Here is a 23,443-nt window from a genome sequence, read left to right as displayed (position 1 = left end):
TTTATAAACCCAAGCAAACTGATGAGTTAAATTAATCTGTAAACACCACAGGTAATTTAATTAGTGTTGCTAAAACAATTTACTAAATATGCACAGGCGTACCGTCATCAAAAATCTGGCTTTAATTATTGGGGGTGCTGCTTTATTACCTGCCTGTATGCAGGAAAAAGGTAAAGCATCCATCGCCCTTAAAAATGTTGAAATCAGTGCGGATCAGGAAAAGCTGATAGGTGATATGGCCGAAACCATTATCCCTAAAACAAACACGCCCGGTGCAAAAGATTTAAACCTGCATTTATTTGTACTGAAGATGCTTGATGATTGTTATAAAAAAGCTGATCAGCAAGCGTTTATAAGCGGTATGGCGCAGTTTACAGATGCTGTTAAAAAGAAATACGATAACTCATTTGCCGGGCTGAGTGTTAAGCAGCGCGAAGAAATGCTTTTGAGTATTGAAAAAGATAAAGACCCTAAAAGTATTTCTATATCTGCAGAATTAAAAACGTTTTATGGTATAGTAAAGGGGCAAACCGTAAATGGCTACACCAATTCACGATATTTTATGACCAAGCGGGTAATTTATGAACTGGTGCCTGGTCGGTATAATGCGCATTTTCCATATAAACAAAAGCAAGCAGTATAAATAATGGCCAATTTAAATATAGATAGCGTTAAAGACAGAACATTTGATGCCATTGTTATAGGTTCGGGTATGAGTGGTGGCTGGGCTGCTAAGGAGTTTACAGATAAGGGCCTTAAAATCCTGATATTGGAGCGGGGCCGCGATGTAAAACATATTAAGGATTACCCTACAACCAATATGTACCCCTGGGAGTTTGAACACCGCGGCGAAATGCCTATGGCTGTTCAGGAAGCCAACCCTATAGTGAACCGCTGCTATGCCTTTGGCGAAGACGCCGCTCATTTTTTTGTAAAAGATAAGGAGCACCCCTATGTTCAGGAAAAACCGTTTGATTGGATCCGTGGATACCAGGTAGGGGGTAAGTCGCTTCTTTGGGCCCGCCAAACCCAACGCTGGAGCGAATTTGATTTTGAAGGCCCTGCCCGTGATGGTTTCGCGGTTGATTGGCCTATCCGTTATAAAGATATTGCTCCATGGTACAGCTATGTTGAAAAATTTGCCGGCATCTCTGGTAATAAAGATGGGTTGGCAGAACTTCCCGATGGCGAGTTTTTACCCGCTTTCCCGCTAAATAGTGTCGAGACTTATTTTAGTCAGCACGTAAAAAGTAAATATAGTAACCGCCATGTGATCAGTGCGCGTTGCGCGCATTTGTCAAAACCCAACCAAATTCATTTGGATCAGGGACGTGTGCAATGCCAGGAACGCACCCTTTGCCAGCGTGGTTGCCCTTTTGGTGGATATTTTAGCGCCAACGCCTCAACAATACCATGGGCGCTTAAATCCGGTCATTGTACATTGCGCCCGTTTTCGGTGGTTGAATCTATTATTTACGATGAAAAACTGGGTAAAGCAACGGGAGTGCGTATCGTTGATACAAACACGAAAGAAACAATTGAATATTACGCCCAAATTATATTTGTAAATGCGGCGGCTTTAAATACCAATTTAGTGCTCCTTAATTCTACCTCAAACCGCTTCCCCAACGGATTAGGTAATGATAGCGGGGTATTAGGCAAGTATGTTGCTTTTCATAATTATTCGGCACATATTGGTGCCGAGTATGATGGTTTCAAAGAATGGACAACTGATGGCCGTAATCCTGCGGGAGGTGGTTACATTCCGCGATTCCGTAACGTATATAAACAGGAAACCAACTTTTTACGGGGCTATGCATCCGGCTTTAGCGCATACCGCTATCAACAACGCTCATGGGATGGAGTTGGCAGCAGCCTGAAGGATAATTTGGTAAAAGATGACCTGAGCGGCTGGAAAGTAGGATCGCATATGATGGGCGAAACTATTCCTAAAGACAGCAACTATGTAGCTCTTGATAAAACATTGAAAGATCAGTGGGGTATCCCGCAGTTAAAAATCTCTGTTGAGTATGATGATAACGACGAGAAGATGAAGAAGGATTATGTGGAGCAATTAACAGAGATGTTCACCACAGCAGGTTTTACCAATATAAAAGCCAGTACAGACAACCGGGCGCCGGGATTGGATATTCATGAAATGGGCGGTGCCCGTATGGGTAATGATCCTAAAACATCGGTGCTTAATAAATGGAACCAGATGCATGCCGTTAAAAATGTGTTTGTAACAGATGGCGCTTGCATGACCTCAACCTCATGCCAAAACCCATCGCTTACTTATATGGCCTTCACCGCCCGGGCGGTTGACTATGCTGTAAGCGAAATGAAAAAGGGGAATATATAGTTGACAGTTTGCAGTGGGTAGTTTGCAATTGGAAGTAGAATAGTTGGCAGTTAGCAAAATAATACCTGGCTAAACCGGGAGGTCATTTTAAGCTAACTTATAAGAACTGCTAACAGCGAACTGAAAACTGTCAACTGAAGACATGGTGTAAAAAAAACACAATGAAGTATTTGTAAAATAATTTTTATTCATACATTTAGCGGAGTAACCAATTAATAAACAAAACAACTAATCAATATATTCGTATGTCTGCAAACACTTATGACGCTATAGTCATTGGCTCAGGAATTTCAGGCGGGTGGGCTGCCAAGGAACTAACACAAAAAGGTTTGAAAACCATCATGCTGGAACGCGGCCGCGATATCAAGCATATAAAAGACTATGTAAACGCTAATAAAGATCCCTGGGAATTTCCTCACAGGGGCGGGCGTACGCAAAAAATGATTGAGGATTATCCTGTTTTAAAACGCGATTATCCGCTGAATGAAGTTAATCTTGATTATTGGGCAAGCGATAAGGATAGTCCTTATACCGAAACAAAAAGATTTGACTGGTTTCGCGGTTACCACGTAGGCGGGCGTTCATTAATGTGGGGCAGGCAATCATACCGTTGGGCCGATGTCGATTTTGAAGCCAACTTAAAAGATGGTATCGCTGTTGATTGGCCTATCCGTTATAAGGATGTTGCGCCATGGTATAGCTATGCAGAGAAATTTGCAGGTATATCTGGTAATAAAGATGGCCTTGCCATATTGCCCGATGGCGATTTTATGCCGCCAATGGATATGAACGTTGTTGAAAAAGACGTTGCCAAGCGCTTAAAAGAATATTATAAAGATTTACGCCCTATGATCATTGGCCGTACCGCCAATATCACGGTACCACATAATGATCGTACAAACTGCCAGTATCGTAATAAATGTTGGTTGGGTTGTCCTTTCGGCGCATATTTTAGTACGCAGTCGGCTACATTACCGGCAGCTATGGCTACAGGTAATTTAACCGTTCGCCCATGGTCCATCGTAACTAAAATATTGTACGATAAAGACACTAAAAAAGCAAAAGGAGTGGAGGTATTGGATGCCGAAACTAACCAAACCTATGAGTATTTTGCTAAAGTTGTATTCCTTAACGCTTCAACTATTAACTCGGCCTGGGTTTTAATGAACTCGGCAACTGATGTTTGGGATGGCGGTTTAGGTAGTAGCAGCGGCGAGCTTGGCCATAACCTGATGGATCATCACCTGGGTGTTGGTGCATCTGGCCGTATGGAAGGTTATGAGGATAAATACTATTTCGGCAGGCGTGCAAATGGTTTTTACATTCCACGTTTTGCTAACCTTGGCAACGATAAGCGCGATTTTATTCGTGGCTTTGGTTACCAGGGCGGTGCAAGCCGCGAAGGATGGAGCAGGGATATTGCCGAACTAAATATAGGCGGGCAGTTTAAAGACGCGTTAACCGAACCGGGTTCATGGCAATTAGGTATGGGCGGCTTTGGCGAAACATTGCCTTACCATGATAATAAAGTTACGCTTGATAAAACCAGGAAAGATAAATGGGGACTGCCTGTTGTAGCTATTGATGCCGAATTGAAGGAAAATGAGTTGAAGATGCGTATTGCTATAGAAAAGGATGCCAGAGAGATATTGGAGGCAGCCGGCGCTAAAGATGTACAAACACACAGCAGCAATCCATACTTAGGCCGTGGTATTCATGAAATGGGTACAGCACGTATGGGCCGCGATCCTAAAACATCGGTACTTAATGAGTGGAACCAGGTTTGGGATGCTAAAAACGTGTTTGTTACTGATGGTTCATGTATGACATCAGCTGCTTGCCAAAACCCATCGCTTACCTATATGGCATTAACCGCACGTGCGGCCGACTATGCTGTTAAAGCTTTAAAGAAAAACGAAATCTAATTCTAATAATTGCAAATACCTATGTCTGAAGAAAAAGATCAAACTACACCCCAACCATCAAGGCGGGATTTTATTAAAAGCAGTACAATAGCCGCTGCAAGTTTCATGATTGTTCCGCGCTTTGTTTTGGGCGGTAAAGGTTATACAGCTCCAAGCGATCGCCTCGTTATTGCTGGTGTTGGAGCCGGTGGTAAAGGCCAAAGCGATATTGCTAACTTTTATAAAAGCGGTAAAGCCGAAATTGGTTTTTTATGTGATGTTGATGATAGAAGGGCTGCCAAATCACGTGCTGATTTCCCTAAGGCAAAGTACTATAAAGATTGGCGCGAGATGTATGATAAAGAACACAAACATTTTGATGCCGTATCTATTTCTACCCCAGATCATAACCACGCGATTATAACTTATCGCGCCATGCAGTTGGGCAAGCACGTTTATGTGCAAAAACCAATGACACATGATATTTGGGAAGCCCGCTTATTAACAGAAGCAGCAAAAAAATATAAAGTGGTTACACAGATGGGTAACCAGGGATCATCAAATGATGGTACCCGTTTACTATCTGAATGGTATGATGCCGATCTGATTGGTGATGTACACACAGTTTATTGCTGGACAAACAGGCCGGTATGGCCGCAAGGTATACAATGGCCTGCACCACAACCAAATATTCCAAAAGAATTAGATTGGGATCTGTGGTTGGGTACTGCGCCTAAAAAAGATTACGTTGATAAATTAGTGCCGTTTAACTGGCGCGGATGGTGGGATTACGGTACCGGCGCCCTGGGCGATATGGGATGCCACCTTGTGGAAGCGCCTTTTAGAGTATTGGGTATACAATACGCTAAGGATGTACAGGCAAGTGTTGGTAGTGTTTATGTTGATGAGTTTAAAGAAGGTCATTTCCCAGAGAGCTGCCCTCCATCAAGCCACATTACATTAACCTTCCCTAAAACTGAAAAAACTAAGGGAGATGTTACCCTGCACTGGATGGACGGCGGTATCCAACCCGAAAGACCGATAGAGCTTTTACCAAGTGAAAAATTTGGCGGCGAAGAAGGTAACGGAACACTGTTTGTTGGCACAAAAGGAAAAATGTACGCAAGTACTTATTCTGATGCTCCAACACTGTTACCAACAGAGCGTACTAAGGATGCCAAAGCGCCTCAGAAATGGGCGCGTGTACAAGGCGGTGCAAATGGTCACTACGCGCAATGGGTTGAAGGTTGTTTAGCCGGTTACGGTAAAACAGAACTTAGCTCATCGTTTGATAAGGCTGGTCCGCTTACTGAAGCTTTGCTAATGGCAAACCTTGCAGTACGTGGTCATGAACTTAAAGGTGGACGTATAAAATTGGTATGGGATAATTCATTAATGAAGGTTACCAATTTTGAGGATGTTAACCAATACATCAAACGCGAGTACCGTCAGGGATTTGAACTGAAAGCATAATTAATTATTAGTGGATTAGTGAGTTAGTGAATTGGTGGTTGAAGAATGAAAATCTCAATAAATCAGAAATCATAAACTCAATAACTCACAAAATCAACAAATAAAAAATCACTAAATCGCTAATTCACTAAACCAATAATTAGAAAAATGAATAGAAGAGATGCAATTACCAGGGTTGGTTTGATACTGGGAGGCACGGTGATAGGCGCCGAGTTTTTCATTTCAGGATGTAAATCAACTTCAAAAAAAGTAAACGAACTGTTTGATAAAGACAACGTTGCTTTTCTGAACGAGGTTGGCGAAACTATTTTGCCAGCTACTTCTTCACCGGGTGCAAAAGCGGCCGATGTAGGCAATTTTATGACTGTAATGGTTCAGGATTGTTATACGCCGGCAGATCAGAAGATCTTTATAAAAGGTATTTCTGATTTGGATGAAGCCAGTAAAAAGAAGTTTGGCAAGAAGTTCATGGAGGCTGATGCAAATCAGCGTACCGAATTACTTACAGCGCTTGACATTGAACAAAAAGCCTATACTAAAACCAAAAAGCCAGAGGATCCTAACCATTATTTCAGGATGATGAAGGAATTAACCCTGTTGGGTTTCTTCACCTCAAAACCCGGTGCAACACAAGCCCTGCGCTATATTGCAGTACCCGGAAAATATGATGGTAATTTGCCATACAAAAAAGGCGATAAAGCCTGGGCAACCTAAAGAATTGGTTTTTGGTTGATTAGGTTGATTAGGTGAGTGGTTGTTGTATCGGGTAATTTTTTACCTGATTAACCACTCACCTAATCAGCGTAATCAACCATTCACTTTATAAATTGGTTTTTGGGATTTTTAACCATTCACTTAATCAACCCAATCAACCACTCACTCAAAAAACAATGAAATTAAGATTAGGAATGATTGGCGGCGGGCAGGGCGCGTTTATTGGTGCCGTACATCGTATCGCCGCCCGCATAGATGGTGAATATGAATTGGTTTGTGGCGCTTTTAGCAGTAATGCCGAAAAATCAAAAGCAAGCGGTGTGCTGCTGGGTTTACAAGCCAACCGTGTATACAGTTCATATACCGAACTTATAGAAAAAGAAAAACAACTGCCAGAAGATGAGCGTGTACAGGTAATTAGTATTGTTACACCAAATCACGTACACTTTGATCCTGCCAAAGCCGCTTTGGAAAATGGCTTCCATGTAGTTTTGGATAAACCAATGACCTTTTCTTTGGCCGAAGCCAAAGAGTTGGATAAAGTGGTAAAAGCAAGCGACAGGCTGTTTTGCTTAACGCATACTTATACCGGCTATCCAATGGTGAAGGAAGCCAAACAATTGATAAAAGCAGGTAAGCTGGGCACCATCCGTAAGGTTTATGTGGAGTATCCGCAAGGATGGTTAAGCAGCTTTTTAGAAGGTGATGATAACAAGCAAGCCTCATGGCGTACTGATCCTGGTAAAAGCGGGATTGCAGGTGCCATGGGCGATATAGGTACTCATGCCTTTAATTTGGCTGAGTATGTTACCGGTCTGGAAGTAACACAAATTTGTGCCGATATTAATGTAGTTGTTCCGGGTCGTAAACTTGACGATGACGGCGCTGCATTATTGAAATTCAACAACGGTGCAAGTGGTGTGCTTACTGCTACACAAATTGCTGCCGGCGAAGAAAATAATGTTAAAATAAGGGTTTATGGCGAAAAGGGCGGTCTTGAATGGCACCAAAGCGATGCCAATTCATTAACCCTGATGTATACTGATAAACCTATGGAAGTATGGCGTACAGGCGGTGGTTACACCAGTTCTTTCGCGCAGCATAACGCCCGCACACCGGCGGGTCACCCCGAGGGATATCTGGAGGCATTTGCTAACCTGTACCGCAACTTTGCTTTAACTATTAAAGCTGGTTTAGATGGGCGGGAAGCTACCCCCGAAGAAAAAGATTACCCCGGTATCCAGGAAGGGGTACGTGGCATGGCATTTATTGAAAATGTAATAGCATCGGGTAAATCAGATAAAAAGTGGACTGAATTTTCTATCTAAATAAAAATTATGACTACCATAAAAGGACCTGCAATATTTATAGCACAATTTATTGGTGACACTGCACCATTTAACAGCCTTGATTCCATTTGCGAATGGGCTGCAGGCTTGGGCTACAAAGGCGTTCAACTGCCAACACTGGATGCACGTTTTATTGATTTGCAAAAAGCTGCCGAAAGCAAAACTTATGCTGATGAAGTAAAAGGTATAGTTAATAGCCACGGGTTAGAGATCACCGAGCTATCAACCCATTTACAGGGTCAGTTAGTAGCGGTAAACCCGGTATATGATACTTTATTTGATGGCTTTGCGCCGGAAGCATTACGTGGCAACCCGGCCGAGAGGCAAAAATGGGCTGTTCAGCAGTTAAAGTACGCTGCAATCGCCTCAAAAAATTTAGGTTTGGCGGCATCAGTTACCTTTAGTGGTGCGCTGCTTTGGCCAATGCTATACCCATGGCCGCAACGCCCTGCCGGTATAGTTGATACGGCTTTTGAAGAATTGGCTAAACGCTGGGTGCCTATCCTTGATGTTTACGAGGACAATGGTATCGATCTTTGTTACGAAGTTCATGCCGGCGAAGATTTGCATGATGGTATCACTTTTGAAATGTTTTTAGATAAAGTAAAAGGACATAAACGTGCAAACCTGCTGTATGATCCATCGCACTTTATTCTGCAATGTTTGGATTACTTAGAATATATTGATCTGTATCATGAGCGCATAAAAATGTTCCATGTGAAGGATGCCGAGTTTAATCCTACCGGGAGACAAGGTGTTTATGGTGGTTACCAAAACTGGGTTGACCGTGCCGGGCGTTTCCGCTCGTTAGGCGATGGCCAGGTTGATTTTAAAGGAATATTTAGTAAGCTAACGCAATATGATTTCCCTGGATGGGCTGTGTTGGAGTGGGAGTGTGCACTTAAACATCCTGAAGACGGCGCCCGCGAAGGAGCTGAATTTATCAAGAACCATATCATCCGGGTTACCGAACGTGCTTTTGACGATTTTGCCGCATCAGGTGCTGATGACGCGCTAAACCGGAAAACGCTGGGAATATAATATTATAATGAAGTCAACATTATAATGAAGTCATCCCAAACTTGTTTCGGGATCCCACAGGACAGGCCTGCGATATGCAGGTATTAACCTACACAGGTGGGATGAAACAAGTTCAACATGACAATCAGCGTTACGAAGTTTTAAAACTTCGTAACGCTGATTACTACGTGCAAGATAAAAGATGGGAAAAATACCCTGCATGACAAGTGATTTAACATTGCCAATTAACCAATTATCAAAACCTAAAATAATTTAAATGCAAACTATTAACCGTACACAGCTTTTCAGAGCCAGTTGTTTATCCCTGTTGGTAACTTCCTTGTCATTCGGCATCCGGGCCGGAATACTTGGCGACCTGGGGACAAAATTTGAACTTAACGCATCACAATTAGGAACAATTACAGCAACTGCTTTCTGGGGTTTTCCGCTGGCTGTTGTAATAGGAGGTATTATTGTAGATATTATTGGGATGAAACGTTTGCTTTTAATGGCATTTATTTTTCACCTGGTGGGGATTTTGCTTACCATTTTTGCTACCGGATATTGGACCTTATTTTTCTCAACCCTGGTTATCGGCATAGCAAATGGTACAGTTGAAGCCGCATGTAACCCATTAGTAACCTCATTATATACCGAAAACAAAACAACAAAGCTTAGCCATTTCCATTTATGGTTTCCCGGAGGTATCGTAATAGGTACATTGATTGTTACACTGTTTAAACTAATTGGTCTTAACTGGCAAGTTCAGGTAGGAGTGATGCTGGTACCAACCGCTATATATGGTTATTTGTTCTCGAGGCTTGATTTTCCTGTAACCGAACGTGTTGCAGCAGGTGTATCAACAGCCGGAATGTATAAGGCAGTTGCTTCGCCATTGTTCATTTTTATGTTTGTTTGCATGTTTGGTACTGCTATAACAGAGTTATTTACCGGGCAATGGATTGATGTTTTGCTAAAGAATGTAACTAATAACGCCTTGCTTTTGCTCACTTTAGAAACAGGTGTTATGGTATTGGGCCGTGCTTTCGCGAAACCTATACTTAAATTATTTTCTCCCCAGGTAGTAATTTTAATGTCAACCATTGTGGCTTCCATAGGGCTTTTTATGCTTAGTACCATGACAGGTGATATCATTTTTCTAGCGGCTATCATATTTGGTATGGGGGTTTGTTTCTTTTGGCCTACTATGTTGGGTTTTGTTTCTGAAAATATCCCCAAATCCGGCGCATTGGGTTTAAACCTGATGGGAGGAGCTGGTATGTTCGCGGTATCTATATGGACAATTATTATGGGTAAATACTATGATAGCATTGTGATTTCAAAGCTGCCTGCCGGTTCTGATCCTGCTAAATATTTAACGGCAGCTCCCGGAACTGATATGGCTAAAGCGCTGGAAAGTGCCAAAAGCCTTGCCGGACCGGATGTACTGCATTTTACACTCGCTATACCTTTGGTGTTAATAGTAGCCTTTACAGGACTTGTATTTTATATGCGTGCAAAGAAAAAAACAGCACCTTTAGCCACAGTAGTAGTATAACAGTCGATTTTTTTAGAATAAAATTGTATTTTTCACGATAATTAACAACACAACTAAAAAACAGTATAATCCCTCAAAATACGCATCAAAACAGGTGGACTTTTGGCGGGTTATACCAATTAACCAACTAACTATTTATTGAAGTTTTGGCTTCGATAACTTTAAAAAATTAATTCAATGAAAAAGGTATTTTTTATTCTCTGCATCAGTGCGGTAGTTACTGCTTGCGGTGGCAATTCATCAAGTAAAGCTGGCGGCGACAGCACTGCTTCAACAAAAGCAACAACCGCTGATGCAGATACAGTTGTAGCCAAAACAGCTACCGATGCTGCTGGTACTTCTACAGCTTCGGCAGGCGAAAAGTTATTAGCGGCAAATGATTGCGGTACCTGCCATAAGGTAGATACTAAGGTTATTGGCCCCGCTTTCCAGGATATCGCCAAAAAATATGAAGCGTCAGAAGCTAACATCGATATGCTTGCCAAAAAAGTAATAACAGGCGGAAGCGGTAACTGGGGTACTATGGCCATGACTCCACACGCAGCGCTTGCCGAAAGCGATGCAAAAGAATTAGTAAAATACATTCTATCATTAAAAAAATAATCTTAATCAGATTCATCTAACCCCAAAATTATGACCGCTGGAATAAGGGCAAAGCTTTCTACAATGATGTTCCTGGAGTTTTTTATCTGGGGGGCATGGTTTGTAACTATGGGCACCTATTTAACAGTTACGTTAAAAGCCACAGGTACACAAAATGCCGGAGCTTATGCAACACAATCATTAGGAGCCATTATTGCTCCTTTTGTTATTGGGCTTATTGCTGATAAATACTTTTCGGCGCAAAAAATATTAGGTGTTTTACACTTGCTTGGTGCTGCCTCACTTTTTTATGCAACCACCATTGCCAGTTTTGACAAGTTTTATCCTAATATATTATTTTACATGATCATATACATGCCAACACTGGCATTGGTTAACTCGGTTTCATTTAAGCAAATGCAAAATCCAAGTAAGGAGTTTCCTCCTATACGGGTATTTGGTACTGCGGGATGGATAGTTGCCGGTTTAGTTATTGGTTATCTTGGATGGGAAAAATCGGGCTCCCTGGTGCTTACATTTAAAATGGCAGCAGGAGCTTCTTTAATATTGGGCTTGTTGAGTTTTACATTGCCTGATACCCCTCCTGTAAAAAAAGGTCAAAAAACATCTTTTGGCGATATCATCGGCTTGGATTCTATAGGTCTGCTTAAAAACAAGTCATACCTTACATTTTTCCTGGCATCTGTGGCAATCTGTATTCCGCTGGCATTTTACTACAATTTTACCAATCCTTTCTTAAATGAAGTAGGCGTAACAGCCGCTGCTGGTAAACAAACCATGGGGCAAGCCTCTGAGCTTTTGTTTATGGCTTTAATGCCTTTATTTTTTGTAAGGCTGGGAGTTAAAAAAATGCTTGCCGTGGGTATGTTAGCCTGGGTGCTGCGTTATTTATTGTTTGCTTATGGCGATATAGGCGCCAATTACTGGATGCTGATTGCCGGGATTGTGATGCATGGTATCTGTTATGATTTCTTCTTTGTAACCGGCCAAATTTATACTGATAATTTAGCTGGCGAGCGCTTTAAAAGTGCAGCACAGGGATTTATAACCCTGGCAACTTATGGCGTGGGGATGCTTATCGGCTCCTATATTTCTGGGCCGATAGTAGATCATTGGCAAACGTCCGCTACCTCACACAACTGGCAAACTATATGGCTTATTCCTGCCGGTATTGCTGCTGTTGTGTTGATATTTTTCCTTTTGTTATTTAAGGATACTAACGATATAGCTACCAAACCTGGTTTAGATATCCAGGAACCATCTGCGCAAACCGAGATATAAACCACTTATAAATTATGACCTCAAATCAAAACAGACGATCGGCTATAAAAAGTATAGTTACGGGTACTGCCGCAATTACCACGGCAGGCATGTTATCGTCATTTAAATCTGGAGAAAAAGAAATGATTGTTGATACTGCTTTAAAAGGTAATATTAATCATGCCGTATGTCGTTGGTGTTATGGCGATATGTCTGTAGAGCAGCTTTGTGCCGCAGCTAAAGATATCGGTATAAAAGGTATTGATTTGGTTGGCCCGGCAGATTGGCCTACGCTTCAAAAATACGGCTTGTTCTCGTCTATGTGTAATGGTGCCGAAATTAACCTGACCGATGGTTTTAGTGATAAAGAGTTTCATGCCCAGTTGCACAAAAACTATAGCGAGATGATTCCTAAAGTTGCGGCTGCAGGTTATAAAAACCTCATCTGTTTTAGCGGAAGTCGCCGTGGTAAGGATAACGAAACCGGTTGGAACAACTGTGTGGAAGGATTAAAACCTATGGTTGAGCTTGCCGAAAAACATAATGTTGTTTTGGTAATGGAATTGCTGAACAGCAAAATTGATCACAAAGATTACCAATGCGATAGGGTAGAATGGGGTGCGGAGTTAGCCAAACGGTTAGGTTCAGAGCACTTTAAACTCCTGTTTGATATTTATCATATGCAAATAGATGAGGGTGATGTGATCCGCAACATTCGTCAGTATCATCCCTACATTAATCATTATCATACTGGTGGGGTTCCCGGCCGTAATGAGATTGATGAATCACAAGAGCTTTATTATCCGGCTATTATGAAAGCTATTGTAGAAACAGGGCATAAAGGTTTTGTTGCTCAGGAATTTATTCCCAAGCAAAAAGATAAGGTTGCATCACTCCGTAAAGCAGTACATATTTGCGACGTTTAAACCTTCCGGTCAGAATACACTCAAACAAAGCATAAACCAAACAGAAATACATGACAACCAGAAGAACATTTTTAGCACAGGCCGGTCTACTTTCGGCGGGTGTGATGTTGGCGCCGTCTTTATTATCGGCAAAAGAAAAAAACGGAGCAGGTCTGCAATTATACAGTCTGCGCGATCAGTTACCTAAAGATGTTAAAGGCGTAATAGGTAAAGTGGCCAAAGCAGGCTATAAAGAAGTTGAAACCTTTGGCTATAATAAAAATACAGGCTACTGGAGTTTGCCAAGCAAAGATTTTGGACAGCTATTGAAAGATAATGGATTGAGCAGCCCAAGCGGTCACTATGGTTTGGATTCGTATTTTGGCGAAGGTAAAACTGACGACCTTAAAATGTACATGGATGTAGCTAACACCATTGGGCAAACTTATATTATTGTACCATCATTAAACCATAACTTTATTAAAACGGTTGACGACTGTAAAGGCGTTGCCGAAAAAATGAACAAAGCCGCCGAAATTTGCAAGGCAGCCGGTTTAAAATTGGGCTACCACAACCACAACTTTGAGTGGGCGCCGGTTGGTGATACAACTTTTTACGATGTTATACTTAACAATACTGATCCTAAACTGGTAAACATGGAGATGGATCTTTACTGGGTAGTACGTGCAGGACAAGATCCTTTAGCAATTTTTGAAAAGCACCCTGGCCGTTTTACCTTTGTGCATATTAAAGACAGGGATAAAACCAACCCTAACCTGAACACAGAGATTGGCACCGGTGATATTGACTTTAAAGCAATATTGGGCAAAGCTAAACTTGGCGGTGTAAAACACTTTATTGTTGAGCAGGAAAACTACACCAATATTGATCCTTACGTAAGTATTACTCAAAGTGCTGCATACTTAAAAAACACGCTTCATATTTAATAAAACCAATTATAAAATGAGATATTCAATAATATTAACCACCATTTTAGCCGGAAGTTTTTTTATGGCTAATGCACAAAACGCTAAACCGGAAGATACCGAAACCTGGGAGCCAATTCCAAAAGTTGTTGCTCCGGCTAAAGTATTAGGAGATGCCCCATCAGACGCTGTTATTTTGTTTGACGGTAAAAACCTTGACGAATGGGTATCTGTTGAAGATCAGACCCCGGCAAAATGGCTTGTTAAAGGAGGTATCCTTACTGTGAACAAAAGCACAGGCAATATTGAAACAAAAAAGAAATTTGCCAATTATCAGTTGCATATTGAGTGGCGCGTACCTGCAAGTATTACAGGTACAGGCCAGGCCCGCGGTAATAGTGGTATCTTCTTAGCCTCATTAGGTAAAGGTGATGCTGGTTATGAGCTACAGGTTTTAGATTCATACAACAACAAAACTTATGTTAATGGTATGGCCGGTAGTTTGTACAAACAAGTTATTCCGTTGGCAAATCCAGGTCGCAAACCAGGTGAGTGGAATGTTTATGATGTAGTTTGGACCGCTCCTGTATTTAATGAGGATGGTACACTAAAATCAGCTGCAAGAGCAACTGTATTTTTCAATGGCGTATTGGTTGAAAACAACTTTGAGCTGCTTGGTCCAACCCAATACATAGGTAAACCATCTTACGAAGGTAAGAAGCATGGTGCAGCACCTATTAAATTACAAGCCCATGGTGACAAAAGCGAACCGCTTAGTTTCCGTAATATTTGGGTTAGAGAATTGTAAAATAAGTTCTTTTGATATTTAAGAAGCCTGCCAGCGTTAGTTGGCGGGCTTTTTTAATGTTACAAAAGACAAATTGTTATGCCGAAATAGATTGTCTCGGAAAGCTTAATATTGTTACATTCTTTGTGCATTGTCTTTTATCATGATTCTTATCTCCTGACGCTATTTCCTATTATATTTACGAAATTTTAAACCCACATGAAAAAAATATCTATTCGCTTAATCACTTTGCTTTTAAGCTTCCTGTTTTTTGCTTCGAATGTTTCTGCCTCCCCCAAAAGATATTATTACGAGCTCAAAGTTTATCATTTCAAAACCTTTGAACAGGAAAATAGAATAGAACATTATTTAAAAGATGCTTATTTGCCTGCTTTGCACAGGGCTGGGATTGCTAATGTTGGTGTATTTAAGCCGGTAAAACAGGATACCGCCGATAGGCGTATTTATGTTTATACTCCATTTACTTCGTTGGATAAGCTTACCGGTATTGATAAAAAACTACAGGCAGATACCAAGTATTTTACCGATGGAGAAGACTATATGAACGCGGATTATAAGGATGCACCATACACCCGTATTGAAATAATGATATTGCACGCGTTCCCTGGTATGCCTGCCCCGGCGGTACCGCTACTTACCGGAAACAAAGCCGATAGGATATATGAATTGCGGAGTTATGAAAGCGCTACCGAGAAATATAACTTCAACAAAGTGCGCATGTTTAATGATGGTGATGAAATAGGCCTTTTTAAAAGGCTTGGCTTTAACGCGGTGTTTTACTCAGAGGTTGTATCGGGCGCCCATATGCCGAATTTGATGTACATGACCACTTTTAATAATAAGGATGATAGGGATAAGCATTGGGATGCATTTGGCAAAGATGCATATTGGAAAACCTTATCTGCAAAAGCTGAATTTCAGAACAATGTATCTCATGTTGATATCACCTTTCTTTACCCGGCAGATTATTCAGACTATTAACATTCTTTAAATAGAGTTCACTATTTATTTATATGCAGCAAACAGGACAACTGTATGCTGAGAAAGAAATAACACCTGTGTCCAGTTAGGTTTCCTCGCAAACGCTATAAAATGTTTGCCGAATGCAACCAGAACATTTTTTATCAGTTTTAGAAAAGAAAGATGGAATTGTAAGTATCCAGCATTTTTATGCTGTCTTTTTCAACCTGAATTGACAGGATGCTTTGATGGGTATTGCCATTTTAAAATTTAAAGTTGCAGATTTTCAGTGTTTTATATTTTATGTGCTGGAATTTATCAGCCGATAGAGAAGTTGATGAAATACTATTTTTTTCTCTGCACAGTCCGTGTAAAAGTTATTGAATCTAATGCTACATTTTTAAAGGTGAAATTTTGATGAAAAATTAATATTAAAGGCCTGATTTTTGCTGTGATTTTCTTGTGGGAATTACAAAGAAGATAATGATTGCGGATGATGATCCGGGAATTGTGGATGCGGTAGAGATCATCTTGGATTTTGAAGGTTATGAGGTGTTGTCGACGGTAAATGGAGCTACTGTTTTAGATATGAAAACGGAGTTTCCTGACTTGCTTTTGCTTGATATCTGGATGTCCGGATCAGACGGACGCGATATTTGTCGCGAATTAAAACAACGAGCCGATACCAAAGCTATTCCCATTATTATGATATCAGCCAGCCGGGATATTGAGCGCTCTGCTTACGAAGCCGGTGCTGATGACTTTCTTGCCAAGCCTTTTGAAATTGATGATCTGTTGGGGAAAATAAGGCGGTTGCTGTAAAATTTGATTAGCAGATTAGTATAAAATGTTAAAAGCTCATCCCCCTGGGCTACTATATAGTCGCGTCTTTTTATTTTAAAGGGAATTTCTCACATTCCAACACAACAAGTTATTTAATTCTTGTCTTTGAAAACAGGACCTGTATAGTTCATCTTAGAGCTATAGGTCTTCTGAAGACCTAAAAAAGGAAGAGGTAATGTGCAATTCCTTCCTCGGGGAAGGAGGAGGTAGGGATTAAATCAGGCGTTCAAGCACCGTTGCAGATGGTTGTCGGGCGAAGCTCCTCCCTGCTATAGCGCGCATTCCAGCCGCACCCCTCCCGTTTGGCTACCGTGTGTACACAAGTAAGTATGCTCCGTTAGGAGCAACCTGTTTGTAGTAATTTTGAAAAAACGACAAGCTTGCTCCATAGGTGCAACCCCCTATTGACAAGGTAAAAGATTAACAAAGTGAAAGAGGGTAGCCTCTCCGAGGCAAAAGTTAATGGTATATCTTTTCTACAAATAGGTAGCACCTAATGGTGCATGCTGCTCTTTTCACTTGCGTACACACCGTAGCCCGTTTGGAGTGAATTAAACGCCTCCTGTTCATTATCACAAAATCTGTCCGATATCGATCACTTTTTTAAAGCTTTTAATTTATAAGTATCTTATAATTAGATTATTACAATTGGTATGGCTCTTGCAAAACCTTATGCAAATTATATCACAATGGATAAGGAAATTACGCTCGAGGTATCATCGCAAAAAAGAAAAAAAGGAGCGTTGATAACAGTCATAAGCATCACCGTGTTGGTACTGTTGATAGTTGTACTTCGCGGATTCATCAAATCATCGGTAAAAAGATCTGAGATAACTATGGCTACTGTTGAGGTAGGCAATATAGAAAATACGCTTAACGCTACAGGCGAGGTTTTGCCGGAATTTGAAGAGATCATTACCAGCCCTATAAATGCATCAATAAAAAGCGCGCTGATGGATGCCGGTAATAAAATTAAGCCTGGCCAATCGATACTCACACTTGATAAATCGGCTACGCAAACAGAATTTGATAAGCTGAATTTTACGCTGGAATCTAAGCGCAACGAGATTAGCAAGTTAAAGCTCGATCTCGGTAAGAGCTTTTATGATATCCAATCAAATAACGATATCAAACAACTGCGGATCAGCAACCTGGCTGATGCTGTTGAAAATGCCAAACGGTTGTTTAAAGCTGGCGGAGGCACCCGGGAAGGGATTGAACAGGCCGAGCTTAATCTGAAAGTTGCTCAGTTAGAGAAAAAACAACTGGAAAACGAGATCAGGAATAAGCAGCAAACCATGCAGATCGAGATTAAAGAAGCTCAGATAGCGGCCGATATTCAGGTAAATGATATCAACGCATTGCAGCGCAAATTAAACCTGGCTAATGTAGTTGCCACCCGTGCAGGTGTTATCACCTATGTAAATAAAAATATTGGAGCAAATGTGCATGAAGGCGAAACGCTTGCCCGTATTGCCGATCTGGGCAGTTTCAAAGTATCGGGCAGTATATCAGATAATTCTATGGATCAGTTACATAGTGGTATTCCGGTTATTATCCGTATTAACGACAATCAGCTGCGCGGCCACGTAACCAATGTATCCCCATCTATACAAAATAGCATCATTTCTTTCGATATCCAGTTAGATGACCGGGCTAACAAACTGCTTCGCCCAAACATGAAAGTGGATGTTTTTTTGGTGACAGCAACGCATAATAAAATCATGCGGGTGGCTAACGGACCGGCGTTCAAGGGGCCAGCTGTTCAGGATATTTTTGTGGTAAACAACGGCAAAGCAGAGAAGCGCACGGTGCACATCGGCCTCACTAATTTTGATTATGTGGAAATACAGGATGGTGTTAAGCCCGGCGATGTGGTGATTACAACAGACATGAGCGAATATAAAAACTCAAAAGAAGTAACGATTACTAATTAAGTTAAAATAAACGTCATTGCGAGGTACGAAGCAATCCCCAACTGTGCAGGGCGGATTTGCAGGATTACTCTGTGTTTCGGGGATTGCTTCGTACCTCGCAATGACGATTGAAAAATATAGGAAAGCCAAATGAAACTTTTATACTCCATATTATTGCTAACCATTAGCACAAAGTTATTTGCCGGCGGCAGCAACGACACGCTGCGCTTAACTTTACAGCAAGTGGTTGAAATGGCGAAGGCTAATTCTATAGCTGCCAAGCAAGCTGCCACCGTGCGCGAAACCAAGTATTGGGAATATCGTACCTATAAATCAAATTACCAGCCGCAGCTGTCGTTAAGCGGTATCCTGCCTGGCTATACTAAATCCTTTACGCAGGTGCAACAGCCCGATGGTACCATCAGGTTTCAGCCTATTCATAACGATAACTCATCGTTGGCACTTAACTTTAGCCAGAGCATTACTGCTACAGGAGGTACTATTTATGGTACCACCCAACTGCAACGGTTTGATGATTTCGACAGGCATAATATTCTGTACAATGGCATCCCTTACGGTATCGGTTATACCCAGCCACTCTTCCAGTTTAACAGCCTTAAGTGGGACAAAAAAATAGAGCCCTTAAAATATAATGAAAGCAAACAGGCCTATATTGAGGCGCAGGAAAAGATTGCTATAGATGTTGAAGGTTTCTTTTTTGACTTGCTACTGGCCCAGGTTAATTTAAAAATTGCCGAAACCAACTATGTGAATACGCAAAAGATCATGAACATTGCCAATACTAAATTTGAGTTGGGCAAGGTATCAAAAAACGAGATATTGCAATTGCAGCTGGAACAGATCAACGCAAAAAAGGCGGTAGGTACTGCTAAACGTGATATGGAAATTGCCACCCTAAATTTACGTAGTTATACCGGGCTGGAGGGAGAGGAGAAGATAGTGCTGGCTGTGCCCGAGAACATCAGCCAGATGCAGGTATCATCAGATAAAGTTTTGGCAGAAGCATTTTCTAATCGCTCGGATGCGATAGCCTTTTTAAGGCGTGTTGCTGAAGCTAAAAGGGATGTGGCCAAGGCAAAGGGCCAAAATGGTTTAACAGCTACACTGAATGCCAACCTGGGTTATTCAAACACGGCAACCAGTATTCCCGGCGTTTATAAAAATTCACAAAACCAGCAGGTGTTGCAGGTACAGTTAGCCGTGCCGATATTGGATTGGGGCCGTTCAAAATCGCGCGCCAAAACAGCATTAGCTAATCAGCAATTTACCGAATATGCCGTTGAGCAGGATAAGCAAACTTTTAAACAGCAGATAGTAACCCAGGTATCGCTTTTTAACGTGATGAAAGAGCAGCTGGTATACACCGCCGAGGCTGACAGTATTGCATCCGAAAAATACCAGATAGCACGTGAACGCTATGTTTTAGGCGATCTGAGCATCACCGACCTCGGTATAGCCTTCCGCGAGAACGACCAGGCCAAACGGGATTATGTAGCTTCGCTCCGCGATTTTTGGGGAGCCTACTATCAGTTGCGCTACCTGTCGCTTTACGATTTTGAAACCAACAAAAAAATCACATACCAATAGATAATTTAAATTCAATAAATCACTGATAGAGTCAATCATAATTAACCAGCCTAATTACTAATTCATTAACTCAACAAATCACTAATTAAAAAGATATGATCCGTTTACAAAACATTGAAAAAGTGTACCGCACAGACACTATAGAAACCCTGGCCCTTAACAGCATAAGCCTTGATATTGCCAAAGGCGAATTTTTATCCATCATGGGGCCCTCCGGTTGCGGTAAAAGTACCCTGCTGAATATTATGGGTCTGCTGGATGCACCGTCAAAAGGGATGATCAAGATTGCCGATAAATCAACCGAAAATTTAAATGATAAGCAGCTGGCTCAGTTCAGGAATAAAACACTGGGCTTTATCTTCCAGAGTTATCACCTCATCAATGATCTGCAGGTATTGGATAACGTGGAGTTACCGCTGCTATACCGCGATACCACGGCTAAAGAACGCAAAAGGCTGGCAACAGAGGCGCTGGAAAAAGTAGGATTAGCTAACCGTGTTAAACATTTCCCTACCCAGTTATCGGGTGGTCAAAGGCAGCGTGTAGCTATAGCGAGAGCCATTGTGGGCAGGCCGGACATTATCTTGGCCGATGAGCCAACCGGTAACCTGGATAGCGCCATGGGTAACGAGATCATGGAGATCCTGATTAACCTGAACCGTAATGAAGGTACCACCATTGTAATGGTTACACACGATGAGAATATGGCTCAAAAAACACACCGTTTGGTGCGCCTGTTTGATGGTTCGCAAGTTCAATAATTAACCGCTTAAAAATTAAGTTATGCTTAAAAATTATTTTAAAATAGCCATAGCGGTATTGCGCCGAAGAAAGTTCTTCACCTTTATCAGCCTGTTTGGTATCAGCTTTACGCTTACCATACTCATGGTGTTAACTGCATTTATAGATAAGGTTATTGGCGATAACTACCCCGATAAAAAAAGGGACAGGTTATTGTACGTCAACCGCATTGAGCAGAAGGGCAAGGATAACATGACCTCGGGCACCTTATCCTACTATTTCCTGAGTCATTATACCGGTATGATGAAAACGCCGGTTAAAGTGGCCATATCATCGGGCTTTAACGGTACCAATACCTATGTAAATAATAAAAAGATAGCTGTAAGCTATAAATATACCAATGCCGAATTTTGGGATGTAATGGATTACGATTTTACAGAAGGTAAGCCATTTAACAAACAAGAGGTAGACAATGCCGATCATGTAGCCATCATATCTGAAGATATGAAGCGACAGTATTTTGGCGATGTTGGCCCGGTTGTGGGCAAATACATCGAGGCGGATAACGTGAATTACCGGGTGTTGGGCGTGGTTAAAAATGTGCCCGTAACCAGTTATATGTTTTTTAGCGATATCTACCTGCCATATACGGTATCAAAAGCCGATTATAAGAGTAAAAGCTATGGCGGCGGCTACATGGGCGTGCTATTGGCGGCCTCGAAAGATGACGTGCCCAAAATGCAGGCCGAATACGAAAACCTGATGAAACGCGTACCGGTTGAAAGTAAAGACTATCAACATTTATACAGCCATGCCAACAGTTTTTTCAGAAGTTATGTTGATACCGGTAATGAGGCTTCCTCTGGTGTATTCATCGTGGTTACAGCTATCAGCATATTTGTATTCATATTTATGCTGTTGCCAACGCTTAACCTGGTAAATATCAATATTACCCGCATTATGGAGCGGTCGTCAGAGATTGGCGTGCGTAAAGCTTTTGGAGCGTCGTCAAAAACGCTGGTTTACCAGTTTATAGTCGAAAACCTGATCCTTACCTTGTTGGGTGGTATCATCGGCACCTTGTTATCTGTAATTGCACTTTGGGCCATTAATAATGCCGATCTGATAGCCAACCTGCAGTTAAGCATCAACTTTACGGTATTGTTCATCGCTCTATTGGCATGCCTTATTTTTGGCTTTCTATCGGGCGTGTATCCGGCCTGGCGCATGTCGAAACTCAATGTGGTTACCGCGCTTAAGGCTCAATAATTTTTCATCATTAAATTCAAAATATTATGTTTAAGCATTTATTTAAACTCATCTGGAACAAAAAGAAACAAAACTTTTTGCTCATGACCGAGATGCTGGTATCCTTTATGGTGCTCTTCGCGGTGTTTACGCTGATGGTTTATTACTATGATAACTACAAAAAGCCTATGGGTTTCAAATACCAGGATGTTTGGGTTATCAATATTAATAACTCGTACCAAACAAAAAATACAGATTCACTCGATCTGTATTACGAAACATTAAGAAAAATCATCAAATCCTTGCCCCAAGTAAAAGATTTGAGTTTTGTGAGCGGCAATGTTCCGTTTTCGAACCAGATTAACCAGGGTGGTTTAACTTTTAAAGGTAAACACATTGATCATCTAAATAATTTTACAGCAGAAGACAGTTATAAAGAGACAATGGATTTGGATGTTTTGGAAGGCCGCTGGTATAACAAATCAGACGCCGTATCAAAATATAAACTTGTAGTGATTGATGCCGATTTAAAGGAAGCCACTTTTGGAAAAGAACAGGCCGTAGGTAAGCTTTTGGGTAATGATGACGATAAAAAGAAAATGAAGGTGATAGGAGTGATCCAAACTATAAAACGAAACGGCGACTATGTGAAAGCTGGTCCTGGCCTTTATTTTCGCGCCGATACAGGCTCATTCAGGTGGTTAAGTAAAATACTCGTTAAAGTTAGTCCCGGTGCCGATGCTGCTTTTGAAGGTAAGCTTTACAAAACCATGGCTGGTTACATGAAAAACTCTAATATTGAAATTGAACATTTAACCAATAAATTAAAGGATACCAATTACTTCGCGGTGATCCCAATGATCGTATTATCCATAGTAAGCTGTTTCCTGATCATCAATGTCGCCCTTGGTTTGTTTGGGGTGCTTTGGTACAACATCAATAAACGTAAAGGTGAGATAGGTTTACGCAGGGCGATAGGTGCAACAGGTAACTCGGTATCATCGCAACTGGTCATGGAATCTATGATATTGGCTACGCTTTCGCTCATTATCGGATCGTTTTTTGCCATACAGTTTCCGTTGCTGAACGTGTTTGATCTATCGGCGCATATTTATATTATAGGTATGTTACTGTCTATCATATTCGTTTACCTGCTGGTACTGGTTTGCTCATTGTACCCCGGCAGGCAGGCGGCGGCAATTTACCCGGCAGTTGCTTTACACGAAGAATAATTACGATATTAAC

General features: G+C 41.4%; 20 protein-coding genes. All 20 read left to right on the top strand.

Going from position 1 to position 23,443, the window contains the following annotated elements:
• Positions 1–88 precede the first annotated feature (88 nt).
• The 20 genes from Q0R88_RS16575 (at position 89) to Q0R88_RS16480 (ending at position 23,430) form a co-directional block, all read left to right on the top strand.
• Entirely contained in the window at positions 89–643 is a 555-nt protein-coding gene (locus tag Q0R88_RS16575) for a gluconate 2-dehydrogenase subunit 3 family protein (protein WP_295718125.1), read from the top strand.
• Positions 644–646: 3 nt separating this feature from the next.
• Entirely contained in the window at positions 647–2,362 is a 1,716-nt protein-coding gene (locus Q0R88_RS16570; protein WP_295718121.1) for a GMC family oxidoreductase, read from the top strand.
• 245 nt (positions 2,363–2,607) lie between these two features.
• Positions 2,608–4,287 carry a GMC family oxidoreductase gene (locus Q0R88_RS16565; RefSeq protein ID WP_295718120.1) on the top strand — a complete coding sequence of 560 codons (1,680 nt, stop codon included), beginning with the start codon at positions 2,608–2,610 and terminating at the stop codon, positions 4,285–4,287.
• A 21-nt stretch (positions 4,288–4,308) separates the two neighbouring features.
• Entirely contained in the window at positions 4,309–5,739 is a 1,431-nt protein-coding gene (locus tag Q0R88_RS16560) for a Gfo/Idh/MocA family oxidoreductase (protein ID WP_295718118.1), read from the top strand.
• A gap of 147 nt (positions 5,740–5,886) precedes the next feature.
• Entirely contained in the window at positions 5,887–6,453 is a 567-nt protein-coding gene (locus Q0R88_RS16555) for a gluconate 2-dehydrogenase subunit 3 family protein (RefSeq protein WP_295718117.1), read from the top strand.
• A 176-nt stretch (positions 6,454–6,629) separates the two neighbouring features.
• On the top strand, positions 6,630–7,781 hold the full coding sequence (locus Q0R88_RS16550; protein WP_295718114.1) for a Gfo/Idh/MocA family oxidoreductase: 1,152 nt from the start codon (positions 6,630–6,632) through the stop codon (positions 7,779–7,781).
• Between the two features lie 9 nt (positions 7,782–7,790).
• Positions 7,791–8,843, top strand: coding sequence for a sugar phosphate isomerase/epimerase (locus Q0R88_RS16545; protein WP_295718113.1), 1,053 nt, complete (start codon positions 7,791–7,793; stop codon positions 8,841–8,843).
• Positions 8,844–9,099: 256 nt separating this feature from the next.
• Entirely contained in the window at positions 9,100–10,380 is a 1,281-nt protein-coding gene (locus tag Q0R88_RS16540) for an MFS transporter (protein ID WP_295718111.1), read from the top strand.
• A 177-nt stretch (positions 10,381–10,557) separates the two neighbouring features.
• On the top strand, positions 10,558–10,983 hold the full coding sequence (locus tag Q0R88_RS16535; RefSeq protein ID WP_295718108.1) for a c-type cytochrome: 426 nt from the start codon (positions 10,558–10,560) through the stop codon (positions 10,981–10,983).
• Between the two features lie 30 nt (positions 10,984–11,013).
• Positions 11,014–12,264: a nucleoside permease gene (locus Q0R88_RS16530; protein WP_295718106.1), complete on the top strand. Its 1,251-nt coding sequence runs from the start codon at positions 11,014–11,016 to the stop codon at positions 12,262–12,264.
• 14 nt (positions 12,265–12,278) lie between these two features.
• The gene (locus Q0R88_RS16525; protein ID WP_295718104.1) at positions 12,279–13,169 is read left to right on the top strand and encodes a TIM barrel protein; all 891 of its coding nucleotides are present in this window, start codon (positions 12,279–12,281) and stop codon (positions 13,167–13,169) included.
• Between the two features lie 50 nt (positions 13,170–13,219).
• Positions 13,220–14,095, top strand: coding sequence for a sugar phosphate isomerase/epimerase (locus Q0R88_RS16520; RefSeq protein WP_295718102.1), 876 nt, complete (start codon positions 13,220–13,222; stop codon positions 14,093–14,095).
• A gap of 16 nt (positions 14,096–14,111) precedes the next feature.
• On the top strand, positions 14,112–14,882 hold the full coding sequence (locus Q0R88_RS16515; protein ID WP_295718099.1) for a DUF1080 domain-containing protein: 771 nt from the start codon (positions 14,112–14,114) through the stop codon (positions 14,880–14,882).
• A 198-nt stretch (positions 14,883–15,080) separates the two neighbouring features.
• The gene (locus Q0R88_RS16510) at positions 15,081–15,863 is read left to right on the top strand and encodes an NIPSNAP family protein (protein WP_295718097.1); all 783 of its coding nucleotides are present in this window, start codon (positions 15,081–15,083) and stop codon (positions 15,861–15,863) included.
• Between the two features lie 462 nt (positions 15,864–16,325).
• Positions 16,326–16,664 (top strand): response regulator, encoded by a 339-nt coding sequence (locus tag Q0R88_RS16505; RefSeq protein ID WP_295718094.1) that lies wholly within the window; start codon positions 16,326–16,328, stop codon positions 16,662–16,664.
• Between the two features lie 710 nt (positions 16,665–17,374).
• Positions 17,375–18,622 carry an HlyD family efflux transporter periplasmic adaptor subunit gene (locus tag Q0R88_RS16500; protein ID WP_295718092.1) on the top strand — a complete coding sequence of 416 codons (1,248 nt, stop codon included), beginning with the start codon at positions 17,375–17,377 and terminating at the stop codon, positions 18,620–18,622.
• Positions 18,623–18,751: 129 nt separating this feature from the next.
• Positions 18,752–20,209, top strand: coding sequence for a TolC family protein (locus Q0R88_RS16495; protein WP_295718091.1), 1,458 nt, complete (start codon positions 18,752–18,754; stop codon positions 20,207–20,209).
• 95 nt (positions 20,210–20,304) lie between these two features.
• The gene (locus Q0R88_RS16490) at positions 20,305–20,970 is read left to right on the top strand and encodes an ABC transporter ATP-binding protein (protein ID WP_295718088.1); all 666 of its coding nucleotides are present in this window, start codon (positions 20,305–20,307) and stop codon (positions 20,968–20,970) included.
• 22 nt (positions 20,971–20,992) lie between these two features.
• Positions 20,993–22,219 (top strand): ABC transporter permease, encoded by a 1,227-nt coding sequence (locus Q0R88_RS16485; RefSeq protein WP_295718086.1) that lies wholly within the window; start codon positions 20,993–20,995, stop codon positions 22,217–22,219.
• Between the two features lie 26 nt (positions 22,220–22,245).
• The gene (locus Q0R88_RS16480; protein WP_295718084.1) at positions 22,246–23,430 is read left to right on the top strand and encodes an FtsX-like permease family protein; all 1,185 of its coding nucleotides are present in this window, start codon (positions 22,246–22,248) and stop codon (positions 23,428–23,430) included.
• Positions 23,431–23,443 lie beyond the last annotated feature (13 nt).

It is taken from the genome of Mucilaginibacter sp. (assembly GCF_025362475.1).
GTDB lineage: Bacteria > Bacteroidota > Bacteroidia > Sphingobacteriales > Sphingobacteriaceae > Mucilaginibacter.
The sequence above is the reverse complement of the archived record's forward strand: the minus strand, read 5'-3'. Positions and strand labels throughout refer to the sequence as shown.

What these genes read in the sequence shown, in the direction of transcription:
- Q0R88_RS16515 (WP_295718099.1), top strand. Translation starts at nt 14,112, where the DNA reads ATGAGATATTCAATAATATTAACCACCATTTTAGCCGGAAGTTTTTTT.
- Q0R88_RS16575 (WP_295718125.1), top strand. Translation starts at nt 89, where the DNA reads ATGCACAGGCGTACCGTCATCAAAAATCTGGCTTTAATTATTGGGGGT.
- Q0R88_RS16545 (WP_295718113.1), top strand. Translation starts at nt 7,791, where the DNA reads ATGACTACCATAAAAGGACCTGCAATATTTATAGCACAATTTATTGGT.
- Q0R88_RS16510 (WP_295718097.1), top strand. Translation starts at nt 15,081, where the DNA reads ATGAAAAAAATATCTATTCGCTTAATCACTTTGCTTTTAAGCTTCCTG.
- Q0R88_RS16495 (WP_295718091.1), top strand. Translation starts at nt 18,752, where the DNA reads ATGAAACTTTTATACTCCATATTATTGCTAACCATTAGCACAAAGTTA.
- Q0R88_RS16480 (WP_295718084.1), top strand. Translation starts at nt 22,246, where the DNA reads ATGTTTAAGCATTTATTTAAACTCATCTGGAACAAAAAGAAACAAAAC.
- Q0R88_RS16525 (WP_295718104.1), top strand. Translation starts at nt 12,279, where the DNA reads ATGACCTCAAATCAAAACAGACGATCGGCTATAAAAAGTATAGTTACG.
- Q0R88_RS16530 (WP_295718106.1), top strand. Translation starts at nt 11,014, where the DNA reads ATGACCGCTGGAATAAGGGCAAAGCTTTCTACAATGATGTTCCTGGAG.
- Q0R88_RS16520 (WP_295718102.1), top strand. Translation starts at nt 13,220, where the DNA reads ATGACAACCAGAAGAACATTTTTAGCACAGGCCGGTCTACTTTCGGCG.
- Q0R88_RS16560 (WP_295718118.1), top strand. Translation starts at nt 4,309, where the DNA reads ATGTCTGAAGAAAAAGATCAAACTACACCCCAACCATCAAGGCGGGAT.
- Q0R88_RS16555 (WP_295718117.1), top strand. Translation starts at nt 5,887, where the DNA reads ATGAATAGAAGAGATGCAATTACCAGGGTTGGTTTGATACTGGGAGGC.
- Q0R88_RS16550 (WP_295718114.1), top strand. Translation starts at nt 6,630, where the DNA reads ATGAAATTAAGATTAGGAATGATTGGCGGCGGGCAGGGCGCGTTTATT.
- Q0R88_RS16535 (WP_295718108.1), top strand. Translation starts at nt 10,558, where the DNA reads ATGAAAAAGGTATTTTTTATTCTCTGCATCAGTGCGGTAGTTACTGCT.
- Q0R88_RS16490 (WP_295718088.1), top strand. Translation starts at nt 20,305, where the DNA reads ATGATCCGTTTACAAAACATTGAAAAAGTGTACCGCACAGACACTATA.
- Q0R88_RS16570 (WP_295718121.1), top strand. Translation starts at nt 647, where the DNA reads ATGGCCAATTTAAATATAGATAGCGTTAAAGACAGAACATTTGATGCC.
- Q0R88_RS16565 (WP_295718120.1), top strand. Translation starts at nt 2,608, where the DNA reads ATGTCTGCAAACACTTATGACGCTATAGTCATTGGCTCAGGAATTTCA.
- Q0R88_RS16500 (WP_295718092.1), top strand. Translation starts at nt 17,375, where the DNA reads ATGGATAAGGAAATTACGCTCGAGGTATCATCGCAAAAAAGAAAAAAA.
- Q0R88_RS16485 (WP_295718086.1), top strand. Translation starts at nt 20,993, where the DNA reads ATGCTTAAAAATTATTTTAAAATAGCCATAGCGGTATTGCGCCGAAGA.
- Q0R88_RS16540 (WP_295718111.1), top strand. Translation starts at nt 9,100, where the DNA reads ATGCAAACTATTAACCGTACACAGCTTTTCAGAGCCAGTTGTTTATCC.
- Q0R88_RS16505 (WP_295718094.1), top strand. Translation starts at nt 16,326, where the DNA reads ATGATTGCGGATGATGATCCGGGAATTGTGGATGCGGTAGAGATCATC.